The following is a 14990-nucleotide window of genomic DNA, read 5'->3' as shown; positions in this document are numbered from 1 at the left end:
CTTTATAAGGCTGTTGTTAATCAACTGTTCTATCTCAATGACAAGTGGGAGAATTATGCTTTCTGAAACTATGCCAGTTCCACATTTAACTACAGTAAATTTTGGCCCGCTTTATCATGTAGAAGAAGTTATTTTAAGCCAAGTAGCTACTATTGAATCATGGTTTAGGCAGAAGTGGTTAGAAACACCGCCACCACTTACTTCATCTGTAGATTTACGGCAGGCGGGTTTTAAACTAGCGCCAGTAGATACTAATTTATTTCCTGCAGGCTTTAATAATCTTAATTCAGATTTTCTACCGCTGTGTATTCAGGCTATGCAATCAGTTTTATTTGATTATTTGCCTAATTGTAAGCGGATATTGTTGTTACCTGAAAGCCATACTCGCAACCGATTTTACCTGCAAAGTTTAAATGTATTAAAAGATATTTTAGCTAAAGCAGGTTTTATAGTGCGGATTGGTAGTCTTGATTCTGAAGTAACCAGCCCGCAAAGAATGCCTATCGACGAGAAGGAGTCATTATTAATTGAACCTTTAATCCGAGAGGGCAATAAAATAAAGTTAGCTGATTTTGAGCCTTGCATTATTGTGCTTAATAATGATTTATCCACCGGCATCCCGCCAATTTTGCAAGGTATACAGCAACGAATTCGTCCTACAGCACAATTAGGATGGTTTAGTCGCCTAAAATCAACCCATTTTTGTCTCTTTGACCAAGTCGCTACTGAATTTGCTAACCTGGTGGACTTAGATCCTTGGCTAATTAATCCTTATTTTAAAGCAGTTGATAATATTGATTTTATGGCTCAAGAAGGACTTAATGAATTAGCTAATGAAGCAAACAGTTTATTATTGAATATTAAAAATAAATATGAACATTATGGTATTAAAGAGCGCCCTTTTTTAGCAATTAAAGCGGACAATGGAACCTATGGTATGAGTGTCATGATGATTTATGATGCTGAAGAGCTACAGCAATTAAATCGTAAGCAACGAACTCGTATGGCAGCTAGTAAAGGTAGTCAAAAAGTTAGTAGAGTAATTATTCAGGAAGGAGTGTACTCTTTTGAGACGATGGCAGATGGCGCGGTAGCTGAGCCTGTTGTTTATATGATAGGTCCTTATGTAGTAGGAGGCTTTTATCGTGTTCATCAAGGCCGAGGTGTTGCTGAAAATTTAAATGCTCCTGGAATGCATTTTGAACCATTAGCATTTAAACAACCTTGCAATATGCCTCGCTATGATCGTGAGCCGGTCGATTCTTGTCCTAATCGGTTTTATTCCTATGGTGTAATTGCGCGTTTAGCAGCGCTGGCGGCGGCAAGAGAAATTGCTGCTATTGGGGGGGAGTAATGAAGTTAGCAGTATTGATGGATCCGCTGCACTTATTAAAGCCTTACAAAGATACAACCATAGCAATGTTAAAGCGTGCACAGCAACTAGGCTGGTCCTGCTTTTATTTTACACCCATAGATATTACTTGCCGGGCAGGGCAAGCTTTTGCAGAGGTAAGTAATATTTCTATCGTTGATGAAAATCAAACACGTTGGGCTGAAACTACGGCATTAGGTGAGCGTCCTTTAAGTGATTTTGATATTATCTTAATGCGTAAAGACCCACCATTTGACTTAGAGTATATTTATAATACGTATGCATTAGAGTTAGCTGAACGTGCAGGCGTTTTAGTTGCTAATAAACCACAAAGTTTACGTGATGCTAATGAAAAATTTTTTACGCTTAATTTTTCTACTTGTTGTCCTCGCACCTTAGTAACAAAAGATATCAAGCAGTTACGTGCTTTTTGGCAAGAGCATCAAAATGTTATTTATAAGCCATTGGCAGGAATGGGTGGGCAAGCTATTTTTCATGTAGATGAGCGAGGTGAGAATTTATCTGTTATTTTGGAGGTTTTAACCAATCAGCAGTCTGTTAGTATTATGGCCCAGCAATATATTCCTGAGATAAAAAGTTCAGGCGATAAAAGGATTATCCTTATTAATGGCACACCTGTTTCTCATGCCCTAGCACGTATTCCAACACCAGGAGAGCTACGTGGTAACCTTGCCGCTGGTGGTAGTGGAAAAGTTGTTCCGATTACAGAAAGAGATCGCTTTATATGTCAACAGATTGCCCCAACTTTACAAAAAATGGGGCTTTATTTTGTTGGTATTGATGTCATTGGTGATTATTTAACCGAAATAAATGTGACTAGCCCTACTTGCGCTAAAGAAATCATGGCTGAAACAAATATAGATATTACGGGTGATTATTTAAAATTCTTAGCTAGTTTAAGGTAGATATTCACCTAATGGTGCCCATTTAAGAATCCTATCATTTCCGCGTAGGCGGAAATCCATCTTAATATTGGTACTGTGCCTAGCTAGGAGTAGATTCCCGCCTACGCGGGAATGACAGCTAATTTTTCGCAGTGAAAATACCCAATGTGAGCGTAAGTGGGGCATCTAGTTGATACGTAAAAGATCACCATAACATCAACTAAGAATCCTGTCATTTCCGCGCAGGTGGAAATCTATCCTAATATTGGCACGATGCCTACCTAGAACTAGATTCTATCTACGCGGGAATGACAAAACAAAAATCTATCTTAAATATTTGTACTCTTCAGAATCCTGTCATTTCCGCGTAGGCGGAAATCCATCCTAATATTGGCACGATGCCTATCTAGAACTAGAGTCTATCTATGCAGGAATGACAAAATAAAAATCTATCTTAAATATTTGTACTCTTTAGAATCCTGTCATTTCCGCGCAGGCGGAAATCCATCTTAATATTGGCACTGTGCCTAGCCAGAAGTAGATTCCCGCCTACGCGGGAATGACAGCTAATTTTTCGCAGTGAAAATACCCAATGTGAGCGTAAGTGGGGCATCTAGTTGATACGTAAAAAGATCACCATAACATCAACTAAGAATCCTGTCATTTCCGCGCAGGCGGAAATCCATCTTAATACTGGCACTGTGTCTAGCTAGAACTAGATTCTATCTACGCAGGAATGACAAAATAAAAATCTATCTTAAATATTTGTACTCTTCAGAATCCTGTCATTTCCGCGCAGGCGGAAATCTATTTTGATATGGGCACTATACTTACTTAGGAATAGATTCCCGCCTGCGCGGGAATGACAGTTTTGCTCTTAATTTGACACCATCTGTTCTCAAAATGAACCTTTCACCAAAATTTAAGCATATTCTGGGAGAGTTCTTAAGCTAGCGTTAAATATATTTATATTTAATAAACATTTTCAAATAAATTCTAGTTGCCGCCAGGCTTCAAACAAAATAATAGCTACTGCATTAGATAAATTTAAGCTGCGACTATTTTTATGCATAGGGATACGAATGGCTGTATAACGTTCTAATATGGGGCTGGGTAAACCTCTTGTTTCTGGACCAAACAGTAATAAATCTTCATCCTGATAATTAATGGTGTGATAATTTTGTTTTGCTTTTGTTGAACATGCAAAAATTCGTCTATTTTTATTTTGTTCTATAAAAGCTTCTTCATTATCATGATAAATGACATTTGCCCACTCATGATAATCGAGACCGGCACGGCGCATACGTTTATCATCTAAAGCAAAGCCTAAAGGATGAATTAAATGTAGTTGGGCACCGCTATTTGCGCATAGGCGAATAATATTTCCTGTATTAGGAGGAATCTCAGGTTGATATAAAGCGATATGTAACATGGGATAAATCTTATAAATATAATTATGACCAAGAGAATAGATTTCTTTCAAAGCTGACATTGATAGTTAATTTCAAACGAAAATAGCCTTTCAATGGCAATTCTGAAAGAAGCTTAATAGTATTTTAACGTAAATTAATTAAGAAAAAATAGCGTTATTATCTTTTAACCTATTAATAGCGATTTATTAAGCTCTATAGTCGAGTGCGATATTAAAATTACTAGTCTAAATTTATTTAGCTTGGTATTTTTTTAGAACTATCTATTTCTTTATTATTAAGCTTACTACTCGCTTGTTCATTTTCATGATTTATAGTTTTATCAATAATAACATTTTTAGCTGATTTAGCTGCTGCTTGATTTGCTAAATGGCTAGATGTTTTATCAAGTTCCTGATTTTCTGTAGCACTTGAAGTTTCTACATCGTCTTCGTCAACGTAATCAGCGCCTGCTTCTTCATTATTATCTTCATCATCGCCATCAACATACAATTCGTCGGTATCAGAATCGTTATTAGGCTGCTCACCGGTAATGAGGTAATTACGATTTTGTAAGTAAGCGTCTCTTAAAAAAGTATATTTATCCAGTGCCTCATCTAATACTTTTTCCTTATCAAGATATTGTGAGCGCAAATCAATATAACGTAGGCCTAACAAGCCATATAATACAGCCTCATTATCATAGCTAATATAAGGATAAGGTGTTAAAAGAAAGTATTCGCCTAACATACCTGCGCCATCTCGTATAGTACTTGGGCCTAAGAGAGGGATCACAAAATAAGCTGATTTTTTATATCCCCATTTAGCGAAAGTAAGTCCTAAGTCATTAGTATGTGCAGGGAGTCCAAACCGATTTGCTACATCAAATAGACCGCCAACCCCTAAAGTTGAATTAATGAAAAAACGCCAGGTGTCTTTAAGTGCATAGCTAAAGTCAGCTTGTAATAAATCATTAGCGACAGTAGGAATTAGATTAATATTATTATAAGCATTATTTACACTAGCTCTAACCGGCGCAGGGACAACAGCTTTATAAAATTTTGCTGGTGGTTTTAACATCGTAGCATCAAAAGCCATATTGAAATTGTGAACTTTACGGTTAAATGGTTCGTAAGGATCATCAGGGTTAGGACCTTTATGAATGCAGCTACACAGAAGCAGAGCGCTTAGCATAGTCCATTTTGCCTTATTATTCTTATTGAAGCGCATGATGTTTTTCTTTAATAAAAGAATTACTCTGATGTTACACCACTTTAATAGACTTGCAAACTGATCTGCTTAAACAATAGGTGCTTGTCAAAACCGCTGCAAAATATGTACATACGTTATGTATTGCGCTGTTGCTGATTTTGAGTTAGCGCTCACAATTTTCGCAGAAGTCTAATATGAAAGTAGCCATAATTAATTAAATGGCATCATAAAAGTAACAGGGCCATCATTACATAAATGAACTTGCATATTGGCGCCGAATTCACCAAAAGCTACCGGACTATAAGCTTCTTTTGCTAAAGTAATTAATTGTGTAAATAATTCTTTGCCTTGGGCTGGAGGAGCCGCTTTAGAAAAACTGGGGCGTAAACCTGAATTCGTTTCTGCCAATAAGGTAAATTGTGGTACTAGCAATAATCCGCCTTCTACCTCTGAAAGATTTAAATTCATCTTTCCTTGTTTATCATCAAAAATGCGATAATTTAAACATTTTTTAAGCATGACTTTTAAGGTATTTACTGAATCAGTAGGTGCAAAGCCACATAAAATTAATAAACCATGATCTATTTTAGCAATAGTTGTTTGATTGACTTCAACAAAAGCATATTGAACACGTTGAATAACAGTTAACATACATTATTACTTATAAGCAATGTGCTTGGTAACATTAATTAGTGCATCTACAATACCAGGTTCTTGGTAGGAATGACCTGCTTCTCTAACAATAATTAGTTCTGATAAAGATAGTGCTTGATGTAGGTCCCAAGCATTAATTAAAGGGCATACCATATCATATCGTCCATGAATAAGATAAGTAGAAATATGCTTGATTTTATCAATATTTTTTAAAACCTGATTTTCTTCAATAAAAAGATAATGATTTAAATAATGCGTTTGTAGGGTGGCAAGTGCTAAGGCAAAATGAGGCTCGGTGTATTCTTCAATAACACTTTGGTGAGCTTGCAAGCAATTGCACCGAGCGTACCAAAGTGCCCAATTTTTAGCAGCCGCCATACGAGCGACTTCATTGTTACCTTGTAAGCAGCGTATATAATATTGAATAACTTGCTCAGGTTTAGTGTGCGTAGTAAATTCAATAAACTCTTGCCAATAATCTGGATAAATATTATTAGCTCCATTTCTATAAAACCAATTAATTTCTTGTTTTCTTCCTAAAAAAGCTCTTTGTAATACTAAATCTCGCACCTCAGAGGGATATTTTTGTGCATATAAGAGGGCAAGTAAAGCGCCCCAGCCAATACCAAATAAAATAATTTGGTTTAATTCTAAATAGTTACGTATTGTTTCGATATCGGCAATTAACTGACTGGTAGTGTTATTTTCAATATTGGCATGCGGTGTTGAGCGGCCACAACCTCGTTGATCAAAAATAATTATGCGATAAAACTCGGGATCAAGAAAACGTCTTAGTGTTGTATCACCACCAGCACCTGGACCCGGATGTAGCACTAATACAGGTATCCCTTGCGGATTTCCCGTTTCTTCAATATAGAGAACATGGGGTTTATCTACCGGTAATTCGTAGTGCTTATAAGGCTTAATCGCAGGGTAGAGATTTTGCATAATTCTCTCGTTTTAATGTTAATTAAATAATCTCTGCAAGATAAAAGTTAAAGCTATTTAAAATCATAGCTTTAGAGAAGAGTTTTTTAACTTATATTCATTTTCTCTACGCTCTATAACTTTTTCTCGCGGCTTTTATCCTTAGCTCCTTGTAAATTATTCCCCTACGACTTGTCTTAAGACTTGTTCGTAGAATCTAGTTTTGTCTGTGCAAAGCAATTAACTATTACTTAATAAATTGCATTAATATTCGTGGCCTATTTTTATAACTATACTCTAATATTAGATAGTTAGTATTTAGAAGCTTTTATTTCTTATTGTCTTGGCGGTATTTCAAATTTTAATTATAACTAAACAAACCAAATGTCAGTTTTAATAATTATGTACCCTATATTTACTAGGTATTGAGTTTGTTTTTAACAATTTGAATATAAAGCTATAGATATTATTTTTTAAATAATTGCTGCAAAGCTTTGTCTTTAGCAAATAAATTAAAGATAATGCGCAATTTAGTATTAATAATGAGTAGCACATGACAGCATTACTTGATGGATTAAATGAGCAACAGCGCCAGGCAGTAATAGCACCTTTAGGTAATATTTTAGTTTTAGCTGGAGCCGGTAGTGGTAAAACTCGTGTATTAATTAGTCGTATTGCTTGGCTAATTGAACATCATCTAATGTCTCCGCATGCTATTTTAGCAGTAACTTTCACCAATAAGGCCGCAGGCGAAATGAAGGCTCGTCTTAGCCAATTATTAAATACGCCTTTAATGGGTTTATGGGTAGGTACATTTCATAGTCTTTGTCATCGCCTTTTACGAAGACACTATGAAACGGCTAATTTACCTGCGCATTTTCATATTCTAGATAGTGAAGACCAAATCAGAATAATTAAACGAGTTATTGCGGCTTTAAAACTTGACCCTGAACAATGGCCATTTAAGCAAGCTCAAGCCTTTATCAATAGTAAGAAGGATGAAGGGTTGCGTCCAGGGCAAATTCAGCCTTTATCTTATGGCCCAACCCGCACCCTAATTCATATCTATAAACATTATGAAGAAGCTTGCGCACAGGCCGGGGTGATTGATTTTGCTGAATTATTATTACGTACTCATGAATTATTACGTAACAATCCAGATATCTTAGCACATTACCAAAATCGTTTTCAGGCTATTTTAGTGGATGAATTTCAAGACACTAATGCTATTCAGTACGCTTGGATTCGCCTACTTGCTGGGGACCATGCTTCAGTGATGGCAGTAGGTGATGATGATCAATCTATCTACAGCTGGCGTGGCGCACGAGTTGAGAATATTCAACAATTTTCACGAGATTTTAACCATACCCAAGTCATACGCTTAGAACAAAATTACCGCTCTACTTCTACGATACTCAATGCAGCTAATGCTTTGATTGAAAATAATAATGCTCGTATGGGTAAAGAATTATGGACTCAAGGCAAAGCAGGCGAAAAAATTGTGGTTTATAGTGCTTTTAACGAGTTAGATGAAGCCCGCTTTGTTAGTGAACGTGTTAATATTGCTATGCAAAATGGGCAAAATGCTAATGAAATTGCTGTATTGTACCGCTCTAATGCTCAATCCCGTGTTATAGAAGAAGCTTTACTACGGGCAGGCATTGCTTATCGCATTCACGGCGGTGTGCGCTTTTTTGAGCGAGCCGAAATTAAAGATACTCTTGCCTACTTAAGATTAATCATTAATACCCAGGATGACGCGGCTTTTGAACGAGTGGTTAATTTTCCGGCACGCGGAATTGGTGAAAAGACACTAGATGAGATACGAGAGGCGGCTAAAGCTCAACAATTATCTTTATGGCAAGCGGCCAATAAAATGTTGCAAGAAAAAATGCTACCTTCACGTGCAGCACTTGCTTTAATGAAGTTTCTAACTTTAATAGTTACTTTACGCGATAAAATAAAAAGCCAAGAGTTAGATGAACAAATTAGTATCGTTATTAAAGACAGTGGTTTATATGATCACTTTGCTAAAGTGAGAGGCGATAAAGCGGAGTCGCGACTAGATAACTTACAAGAGTTAATTAACGCGGCTAAACAGTTTCGTTATGAACAAGATAACGCTGAACCTGTCCCACTTTTAACGGCTTTTTTATCGCATGCTTCCTTAGAAGCGGGTGAAATGCAGGCTCAAGCTCATGAGCGTTATGTCCATTTAATGACCTTGCATGCTGCCAAGGGACTGGAGTTTCCTTTAGTATTTTTAGTTGGTTTAGAAGAAGGGTTATTTCCAAGTAGGCAATCGGTTGAAGAGCCCGGCCGCTTAGAAGAAGAGCGCCGTTTATGTTACGTTGGTATGACTCGCGCTATGAAAAAGTTAGTTATAACCTATGCAGAAATTCGACGCCAATATGGCCGAGAAGAATATCATAAGCCATCAAGATTCTTAAGAGAGATACCGGTTGAGCTGTTAGAAGAAATTCGTGTAGGCGGACGTTTTCAAGCTCCGGTCATTAAAGCCACTGCAGCCCTTAATGCGATGACTGCAAAAGAAGCTGGGGTAAAAATAGGCCAAAGTGTTTCACATGCTAAATTTGGTCAAGGTAAAATTTTATCAGTTGAAGGTAGTGGTGCTCATACTCGAGTGCAAGTAAAGTTTAAACTTCATGGTGTTAAATGGTTAGTATTAGCTTATGCTAATTTAACTTTTTTAGAGGGCTGTTCTTAGCAGATATAAAATAGGGTATGCAAGAGGTCTAATCTAATTTGCTATTGAAATTGGCATAGTATTCATAATTTGATCTATTAAAACAAAAAGGATTGCTTCAAAGATTCTTTTCATTAAACTTAGCCTTGAATTTAAATGATGCTGATGCTACGTTTCGCATAGCAAATAAAACTAAGGGGAAAAAGTTGTGAAATTAAAAACATTTGTAACAGCAAGTGCGCTGATGGCAACAATGGTTTCACCAACATTGATGGCTGCTAGTAATAGTAGTGATACTAATTCTACTACGATGAATAGCAGTTTCACGGACGCGCAAAAGAAAGATATTCAAAAAATTGTTCATGATTATTTAGTGAGCAATCCAGACGTGCTTATTGAAGTTTCACAAGCGCTACAACAAAAGCAGCAACAAAATATGCAGCAAGAAGCCCAACAAGCTATTTCGCAAAATACGCAACAATTATTCAATGATCCATTAACTGTAGTAGGTAACCCTAAAGGGGACGTTACTTTAGTTGAGTTTTTTGATTATCAATGTATTCATTGCAAAAAAATGTCACCGGTCATTGATGAGTTAATTAAAAAGAATAGCAATTTAAGAGTGATTTACAAAGAATTCCCAATTTTTGGTAAAAGCTCAGATAATGCTTCGCGTGCAGCACTAGCCGCTGCCATGCAGGGTAAGTATTTACAAATGCATGAAGCATTATTTAAGCAAGATCAGCGCTTAAACGATCAACTCATTGATAGTGCTGCTAAGTCAATCGGTTTAGATATGAACAAATTTAAAACTGACATGAATAGCAAAACTGTTACTGACGCGCTTGATGCTAATCGTCAGCTTGCTGATAAATTACGTTTAATGGGTACACCTGCTTTTGTTATTGGTTCAACCCCAAGCGGTCAATTTAAGCAAGGTACACAGCCTACCTTTATTCCTGGCGCTGCAAGTCCTGAAACCTTACAGGATTTAATTAGCAAAGCAGGTTCTAATAACTCTTAATAATATTTAAATCATCTCTAGTGCAGGTCGCTATACATTTAAACGCGACCTGCATTTTCTTACTTATTTGTCTAAGTTAAGCAGAAAGCTAACGTATAGTTAAAAATACTTCAAAAACCTTTCTTTTCGTGTACACTTCATTGCTAAATGGTAATAGTTGTTTAATGCCAGTTTGGAAAGAGGTCTATTAGAATTTTTAGATAGCTTGGACCGTAGCCGACATTCAGATAGCTATTGTTGGGCCACGGCCCAACCTATATTAAGACTTAAATTAATACCATTATGTGAACGCTTACAAGCTAAGTTAATGATTTCATTTGCGAGGTATTAAAAGTAAATGACGCAAATTAAGACTTTTCAAGATATTATTTTAACACTACAAAATTACTGGGCTAAACACGGGTGTGTTATTTTACAGCCGCTAGATATGGAAGTAGGCGCAGGTACATTTCATCCAGCCACTTTTTTACGGGCTATTGGCCCTGAGCCATGGGCCTGTGCTTATGTTCAACCCTCCAGAAGACCTACTGATGGTCGTTATGGTGAAAACCCTAACCGTGTACAGCACTATTATCAATTTCAAGTGATTTTAAAGCCCTCTCCACTAGATATTCAAGAAAAGTACTTAGATTCTTTGCGTGCATTAGGGGTTAATCCTTTAGCAGATGATATTCGCTTTGTGGAAGATAATTGGGAATCACCAACTTTAGGTGCTTGGGGACTTGGCTGGGAGGTTTGGCAAAATGGTATGGAAGTATCGCAATTCACTTATTTCCAGCAAATAGGCGGTCTACCTTGTAAACCTGTAACTGGTGAATTAACTTATGGTTTAGAGCGGTTAGCCATGTTTATTCTAGGCGTTGATAATTTGTTTGAATTACCTTGGAGTATAACCAAGCAAGGTGTCATTACCTACGGTGATGTTTTTCATCAAAATGAAGTTGAAATGTCAGCTTATAATTTTGAGCACGCTAATATAGATATTCTCTTACAACATTTCGATTATTATGAGCAAGAAGCAGAAAAATTAATTAAATTAAATTTACCCCTTCCTGCTTATGAAATGGTGATTAAAGCTTCGCATGCTTTTAACCTATTAGATGCAAGGCGTGCTATTTCAGTAACTGAAAGACAACGTTATATTCTGCGTGTCAGACAACTTTCAAGAGCTGTAGCTCAAGCTTATTTAGATGCGCGTGAAGCGTTAAATTTTCCTATGTTAAAGGTGTGTAATGGTCAATGATTTTTTATTTGAACTAGGTTGTGAAGAACTTCCTTCAGGCGCTGTCTTACCATTAAGTGAAGCACTAGTTGAAAATATAACAGCAGCGCTAGCTAAATTAGAACTTAAATTTAATACCATTACCGCCTATGCAACACCGCGCCGTTTAGCTGTTTTAATTAATGATTTAATAGATGAACAACCGACTCAAAAATTAACTAAGCGAGGCCCTGCCAAGAAGGCAGCCTATAATGATAAAAATGAGCCTACACCTGCACTTTTAGGCTTTGCCAAGTCATGTGGTGTTAGTGTTGAAGCTTTAACACTTAGCCATACGGATAAAGGTGAATGGATTGTTTACGAAAATGAAATGGCTGGCGCAAAAGCAAGTACATTGCTACCGACAGTTATTAAAGAAGCATTAGCTAAGCTTCCCATTGCAAAACCTATGCGCTGGGGTAATAACGATGATGAGTTTGTACGTCCTGTGCATTGGGCCGTGATGCTTTTGGGGCAAGATAGTTTAACTTGCCAAATTTTAGGCGTGCAAACAGGGCGATATACTTATGGCCATCGTTTTCATGCACCGCAAGCCATTATAATTGATAATCCTCGTGATTATGAGGCGCTTCTGCAAGAGGCCTATGTTATTGCTAATTTTGCTAAGCGTCGCGAAAGTATCTTAAAACAAATTGAAGAAAAAGCTAAAGCATATAATGCAGAAGCAGTAGTGACTAATGACTTATTAGATGAAGTAACCTCTATTGTTGAGTGGCCAGAAGCTTTAGTTGCTCATTTTGATAAAACCTTTTTATCAGTACCTGCCGAAACCTTAATTGCTGCTATGCAGACCCATCAAAAGTGTTTTGCACTTAAAGATCAAAAGGGTCAATTGTTACCTATTTTTTTAACAATTTCTAATATTCACAGTACTAATCCTAACCAAGTCATTGCAGGTAATGAAAAGGTTATGCGTGCGCGCTTAAGCGATGCAGCATTCTTTTTTGCGCAAGACAAGAAACTACCATTGAGCCACCATCTAGCAGCAACTGCTAAAGTTATTTTTCAAGCTAAACTAGGTAGTTTATTGGATAAGTCAACCCGGATCCAAACACTGATAAGTGATTTAGCTGATACGTTGCACTTAAATAAGCAAAATGCGTTGCGTGCAGCTGAGCTATCCAAATGTGATTTACTGACCGGGATGGTTGGCGAATTTCCAGAACTACAAGGCTTAATGGGATATTATTATGCTTTAAATGATGGTGAGAATGATGAAGTTGCACAAGCACTCTATGAGCAATATCTACCACGCTTCGCTAATGACGCCTTGCCTAAATCTGTATTGGGGCTTGCTTTATCTTTAGTTGATCGCCTAGATACTCTAGTTGGTATTTTTGCTATTGGCCAAAGGCCAACAGGCGTCAAAGATCCTTTTAAACTACGCCGTCATGCGTTAGCCATTGTTCGTCTATTAACTACCAGCCCTTATTCGCTTAATTTAACAACATTATTAAGTAATACATTAGCAATTTACAGTAGCCAATTTGATAATAGTGAAAATTTACTTACAGAGATAAAAGCATTTATTCTTGAACGTCAGCAATCTTATTATCTAGCTAAAGGTATTACCTCTGATTTTGTCCAAGCTGTTCGTGCTCGTCAAACTGATTATTTAGATGATTTTGATAAACGGATTGAAGCGTTAAGAGTGTTTGCAAGCCTACCAGAAGCAATAAGCTTATCAGCAGCTTGTAAACGCGTTAATAATCTACTACAGCAGGAAGAAACCTCTACTTATCAACATTGCGCAATTGACGAAAATTTATTGCAAGAGGCGGCTGAAAAGACACTCTTTTCTAAACTTAAAGAGATTAAAGAAGAAATTGACTGTTTATATCAAGAACGAGACTACATTGCTATTTTAACTTTATTAGCTTCTTTAAAGACTAGTGTGGATGAATTTTTTGAAAATGTAATGGTAATGGTAGATAATATAAATATTAAAAAGAATCGTTTAATTTTATTATCACATTTACAAAATACGTTACAGGGAGTTGCTGATATATCGCAGTTATTTGCTTAGAAATACTTAATAAAAGTAGGTTAAGATGTCAAAATCCACTAAAATTGTTCTATTAGATCGTGATGGCATCATAAACTATGATTCATTACATTATATTAAATCCGCCGATGAATTTATCCCTATTTTAGAAAATATTGCTGCCGTAGCTCGTTTGACTATGGCAGGTTTCCGTATCGGTATTGCGACTAATCAATCTGGCATTGCTCGTGGACTTTATACCGAAGAAGATTTAGCTTCAATTCATGCCAAGATGCGTAATGTTATCGAATCAGCTGGTGGCAGAATCGACGCTATTGAATATTGCCCCCACCTACCTGATGCAGGTTGTCTGTGTCGCAAACCAATGCCAGGTATGTTATATGCGCTTGCAGAAAAATTAGGTTGTTCTGATTTAACTGATATCCCTTTTGTAGGTGATAGAGTTTCTGATATTCAGGCAGCGCAAGCTGTAGGTGCCAAACCTGTTATTATTTTATCATCTATGACTGATAGAGTTGGTTTACTAAATTATTTGGATGTACCAATCTTTAATACTCTTACAGAATGGGTGGATTCCTTAATGGCTGAGACATGTGTAGTGAGCTAGCGGTAGGCTATGAGGGAGAGATACAAAAAGAAGAGGCGAGCTTATTAGCCAAGCAGCTTAATTTACCCCTTAATAATAAAGCGTTAAAAAGATTAGTTTTAACGTCTGATAAACTAGTATTGCATATTCAACCCTTTCTACCTATATATAGTAACTTTACGCGAGAATTTTGGCAAAAAAGGCGCCAAGAAGGTAAAACTCAAGGATTAGTTCGTGCTTGTAAACCTAAAACCGGAATGCGTATTGTCGATGCTACTGCTGGATGGGGAAAGGATGCTGCAATTTTAGCAAGCTTTGGTGCTGAGGTAGTGATGGTAGAGCGAAATCCTATTATGGCTACTTTAATTAACGATGCTTTAAGCCGACGAGAAGGAGAAGAACATCCTCTTTTATTGCATTTAATCAATCAAGATGCGATTAGTTATTTAACTAATTTAACTAAAGCGCAATATCCTGATGTCATTTATCTAGATCCAATGCATCCGGCACGGCAAAAGGCTGCTTTAGTTAAAAAAGAATTACAGGTTCTACAGCAATTAATAGCACCAGATATAGATGCTTTAGAATTATTGAATATTGCAAGAAAACGATGTTTACAGAAAGTTGTAGTTAAATGGCCTGCACAAGCTTCGCCGCTTCTTAATCCTTCATCTAGCATTGTAGGAAAAACTGTGCGTTTTGATAGCTACCTTCCCTAACCGTATAAAGAACTATTAGAAGATACTACCTAATTATTGGTATATATGGCATTTTTTTATACTCTACTGCTAATATTTTGAAAAGAAAGCTTTTTATAAGACTTCTTTCTTAAAAATAATCTACAATTAATTATTATTGTTTTTTAAAAGATCAAGTTGATTATTGTTTTTTCTAAAAACAGGAGGGA

At 36.6% G+C, this 14990-nt stretch carries 11 protein-coding genes and 1 pseudogene; 8 read left to right on the top strand and 4 right to left on the bottom strand.

The window, feature by feature from the left end; genetic code table 11:
* Positions 1–55: 55 nt before the first annotated feature.
* Complete coding sequence (gene gshA, locus ACNVED_RS11295) at positions 56–1354, top strand: glutamate--cysteine ligase (protein ID WP_419419124.1); 1299 nt, start codon at positions 56–58, stop codon at positions 1352–1354.
* A complete protein-coding gene (gene gshB / locus ACNVED_RS11290; RefSeq protein WP_419419123.1) occupies positions 1354–2298 on the top strand; it encodes a glutathione synthase in 945 nt (314 codons plus the stop codon). The genes gshA and gshB overlap by 1 nt, the downstream gene beginning before the upstream one ends.
* Positions 2299–3262: 964 nt before the next feature.
* On the opposite strand, the gene trmL is transcribed toward gshB, so the two are convergent.
* From trmL to pip, 4 genes and pseudogenes are all read right to left on the bottom strand, one after another.
* Positions 3263–3709 (bottom strand): tRNA (uridine(34)/cytosine(34)/5-carboxymethylaminomethyluridine(34)-2'-O)-methyltransferase TrmL, encoded by a 447-nt coding sequence (gene trmL / locus ACNVED_RS11285; RefSeq protein ID WP_419421179.1) that lies wholly within the window; start codon positions 3707–3709, stop codon positions 3263–3265.
* 516 nt (positions 3710–4225) lie between these two features.
* Positions 4226–4880: pseudogene (locus tag ACNVED_RS11280) on the bottom strand (VacJ family lipoprotein); the annotation flags it as partial.
* A 228-nt stretch (positions 4881–5108) separates the two neighbouring features.
* Entirely contained in the window at positions 5109–5549 is a 441-nt protein-coding gene (gene dtd, locus ACNVED_RS11275; RefSeq protein ID WP_419419122.1) for a D-aminoacyl-tRNA deacylase, read from the bottom strand.
* Positions 5550–5555: 6 nt separating this feature from the next.
* Positions 5556–6500 carry a prolyl aminopeptidase gene (pip, locus tag ACNVED_RS11270; RefSeq protein WP_419419121.1) on the bottom strand — a complete coding sequence of 315 codons (945 nt, stop codon included), beginning with the start codon at positions 6498–6500 and terminating at the stop codon, positions 5556–5558.
* 532 nt (positions 6501–7032) lie between these two features.
* On the opposite strand from pip, the gene uvrD reads away from it, so the two are divergent.
* The 6 genes from uvrD (at position 7033) to ACNVED_RS11240 (ending at position 14802) form a co-directional block, all read left to right on the top strand.
* A complete protein-coding gene (uvrD, locus tag ACNVED_RS11265; protein ID WP_419419120.1) occupies positions 7033–9207 on the top strand; it encodes a DNA helicase II in 2175 nt (724 codons plus the stop codon).
* A 187-nt stretch (positions 9208–9394) separates the two neighbouring features.
* Positions 9395–10210: a DsbA family protein gene (locus ACNVED_RS11260; protein WP_419419119.1), complete on the top strand. Its 816-nt coding sequence runs from the start codon at positions 9395–9397 to the stop codon at positions 10208–10210.
* Positions 10211–10547: 337 nt separating this feature from the next.
* Positions 10548–11453, top strand: coding sequence for a glycine--tRNA ligase subunit alpha (gene glyQ, locus ACNVED_RS11255; protein ID WP_419419118.1), 906 nt, complete (start codon positions 10548–10550; stop codon positions 11451–11453).
* Positions 11443–13518: a glycine--tRNA ligase subunit beta gene (gene glyS / locus ACNVED_RS11250; protein ID WP_419419117.1), complete on the top strand. Its 2076-nt coding sequence runs from the start codon at positions 11443–11445 to the stop codon at positions 13516–13518. The genes glyQ and glyS overlap by 11 nt, the downstream gene beginning before the upstream one ends.
* Positions 13519–13543: 25 nt before the next feature.
* Positions 13544–14104 (top strand): D-glycero-beta-D-manno-heptose 1,7-bisphosphate 7-phosphatase, encoded by a 561-nt coding sequence (gmhB, locus tag ACNVED_RS11245; RefSeq protein WP_419419116.1) that lies wholly within the window; start codon positions 13544–13546, stop codon positions 14102–14104.
* Positions 14089–14802, top strand: a complete 714-nt coding sequence (locus ACNVED_RS11240) for a class I SAM-dependent methyltransferase (protein ID WP_419419115.1) — start codon at positions 14089–14091, stop codon at positions 14800–14802. The genes gmhB and ACNVED_RS11240 overlap by 16 nt, the downstream gene beginning before the upstream one ends.
* Positions 14803–14990: the final 188 nt, after the last annotated feature.

This window comes from Legionella sp. D16C41 (assembly GCF_048541585.1).
Classification (GTDB): Bacteria; Pseudomonadota; Gammaproteobacteria; order Legionellales; family Legionellaceae; genus Legionella_C.
This window is presented reverse-complemented; position numbering and strand designations above follow the sequence as displayed.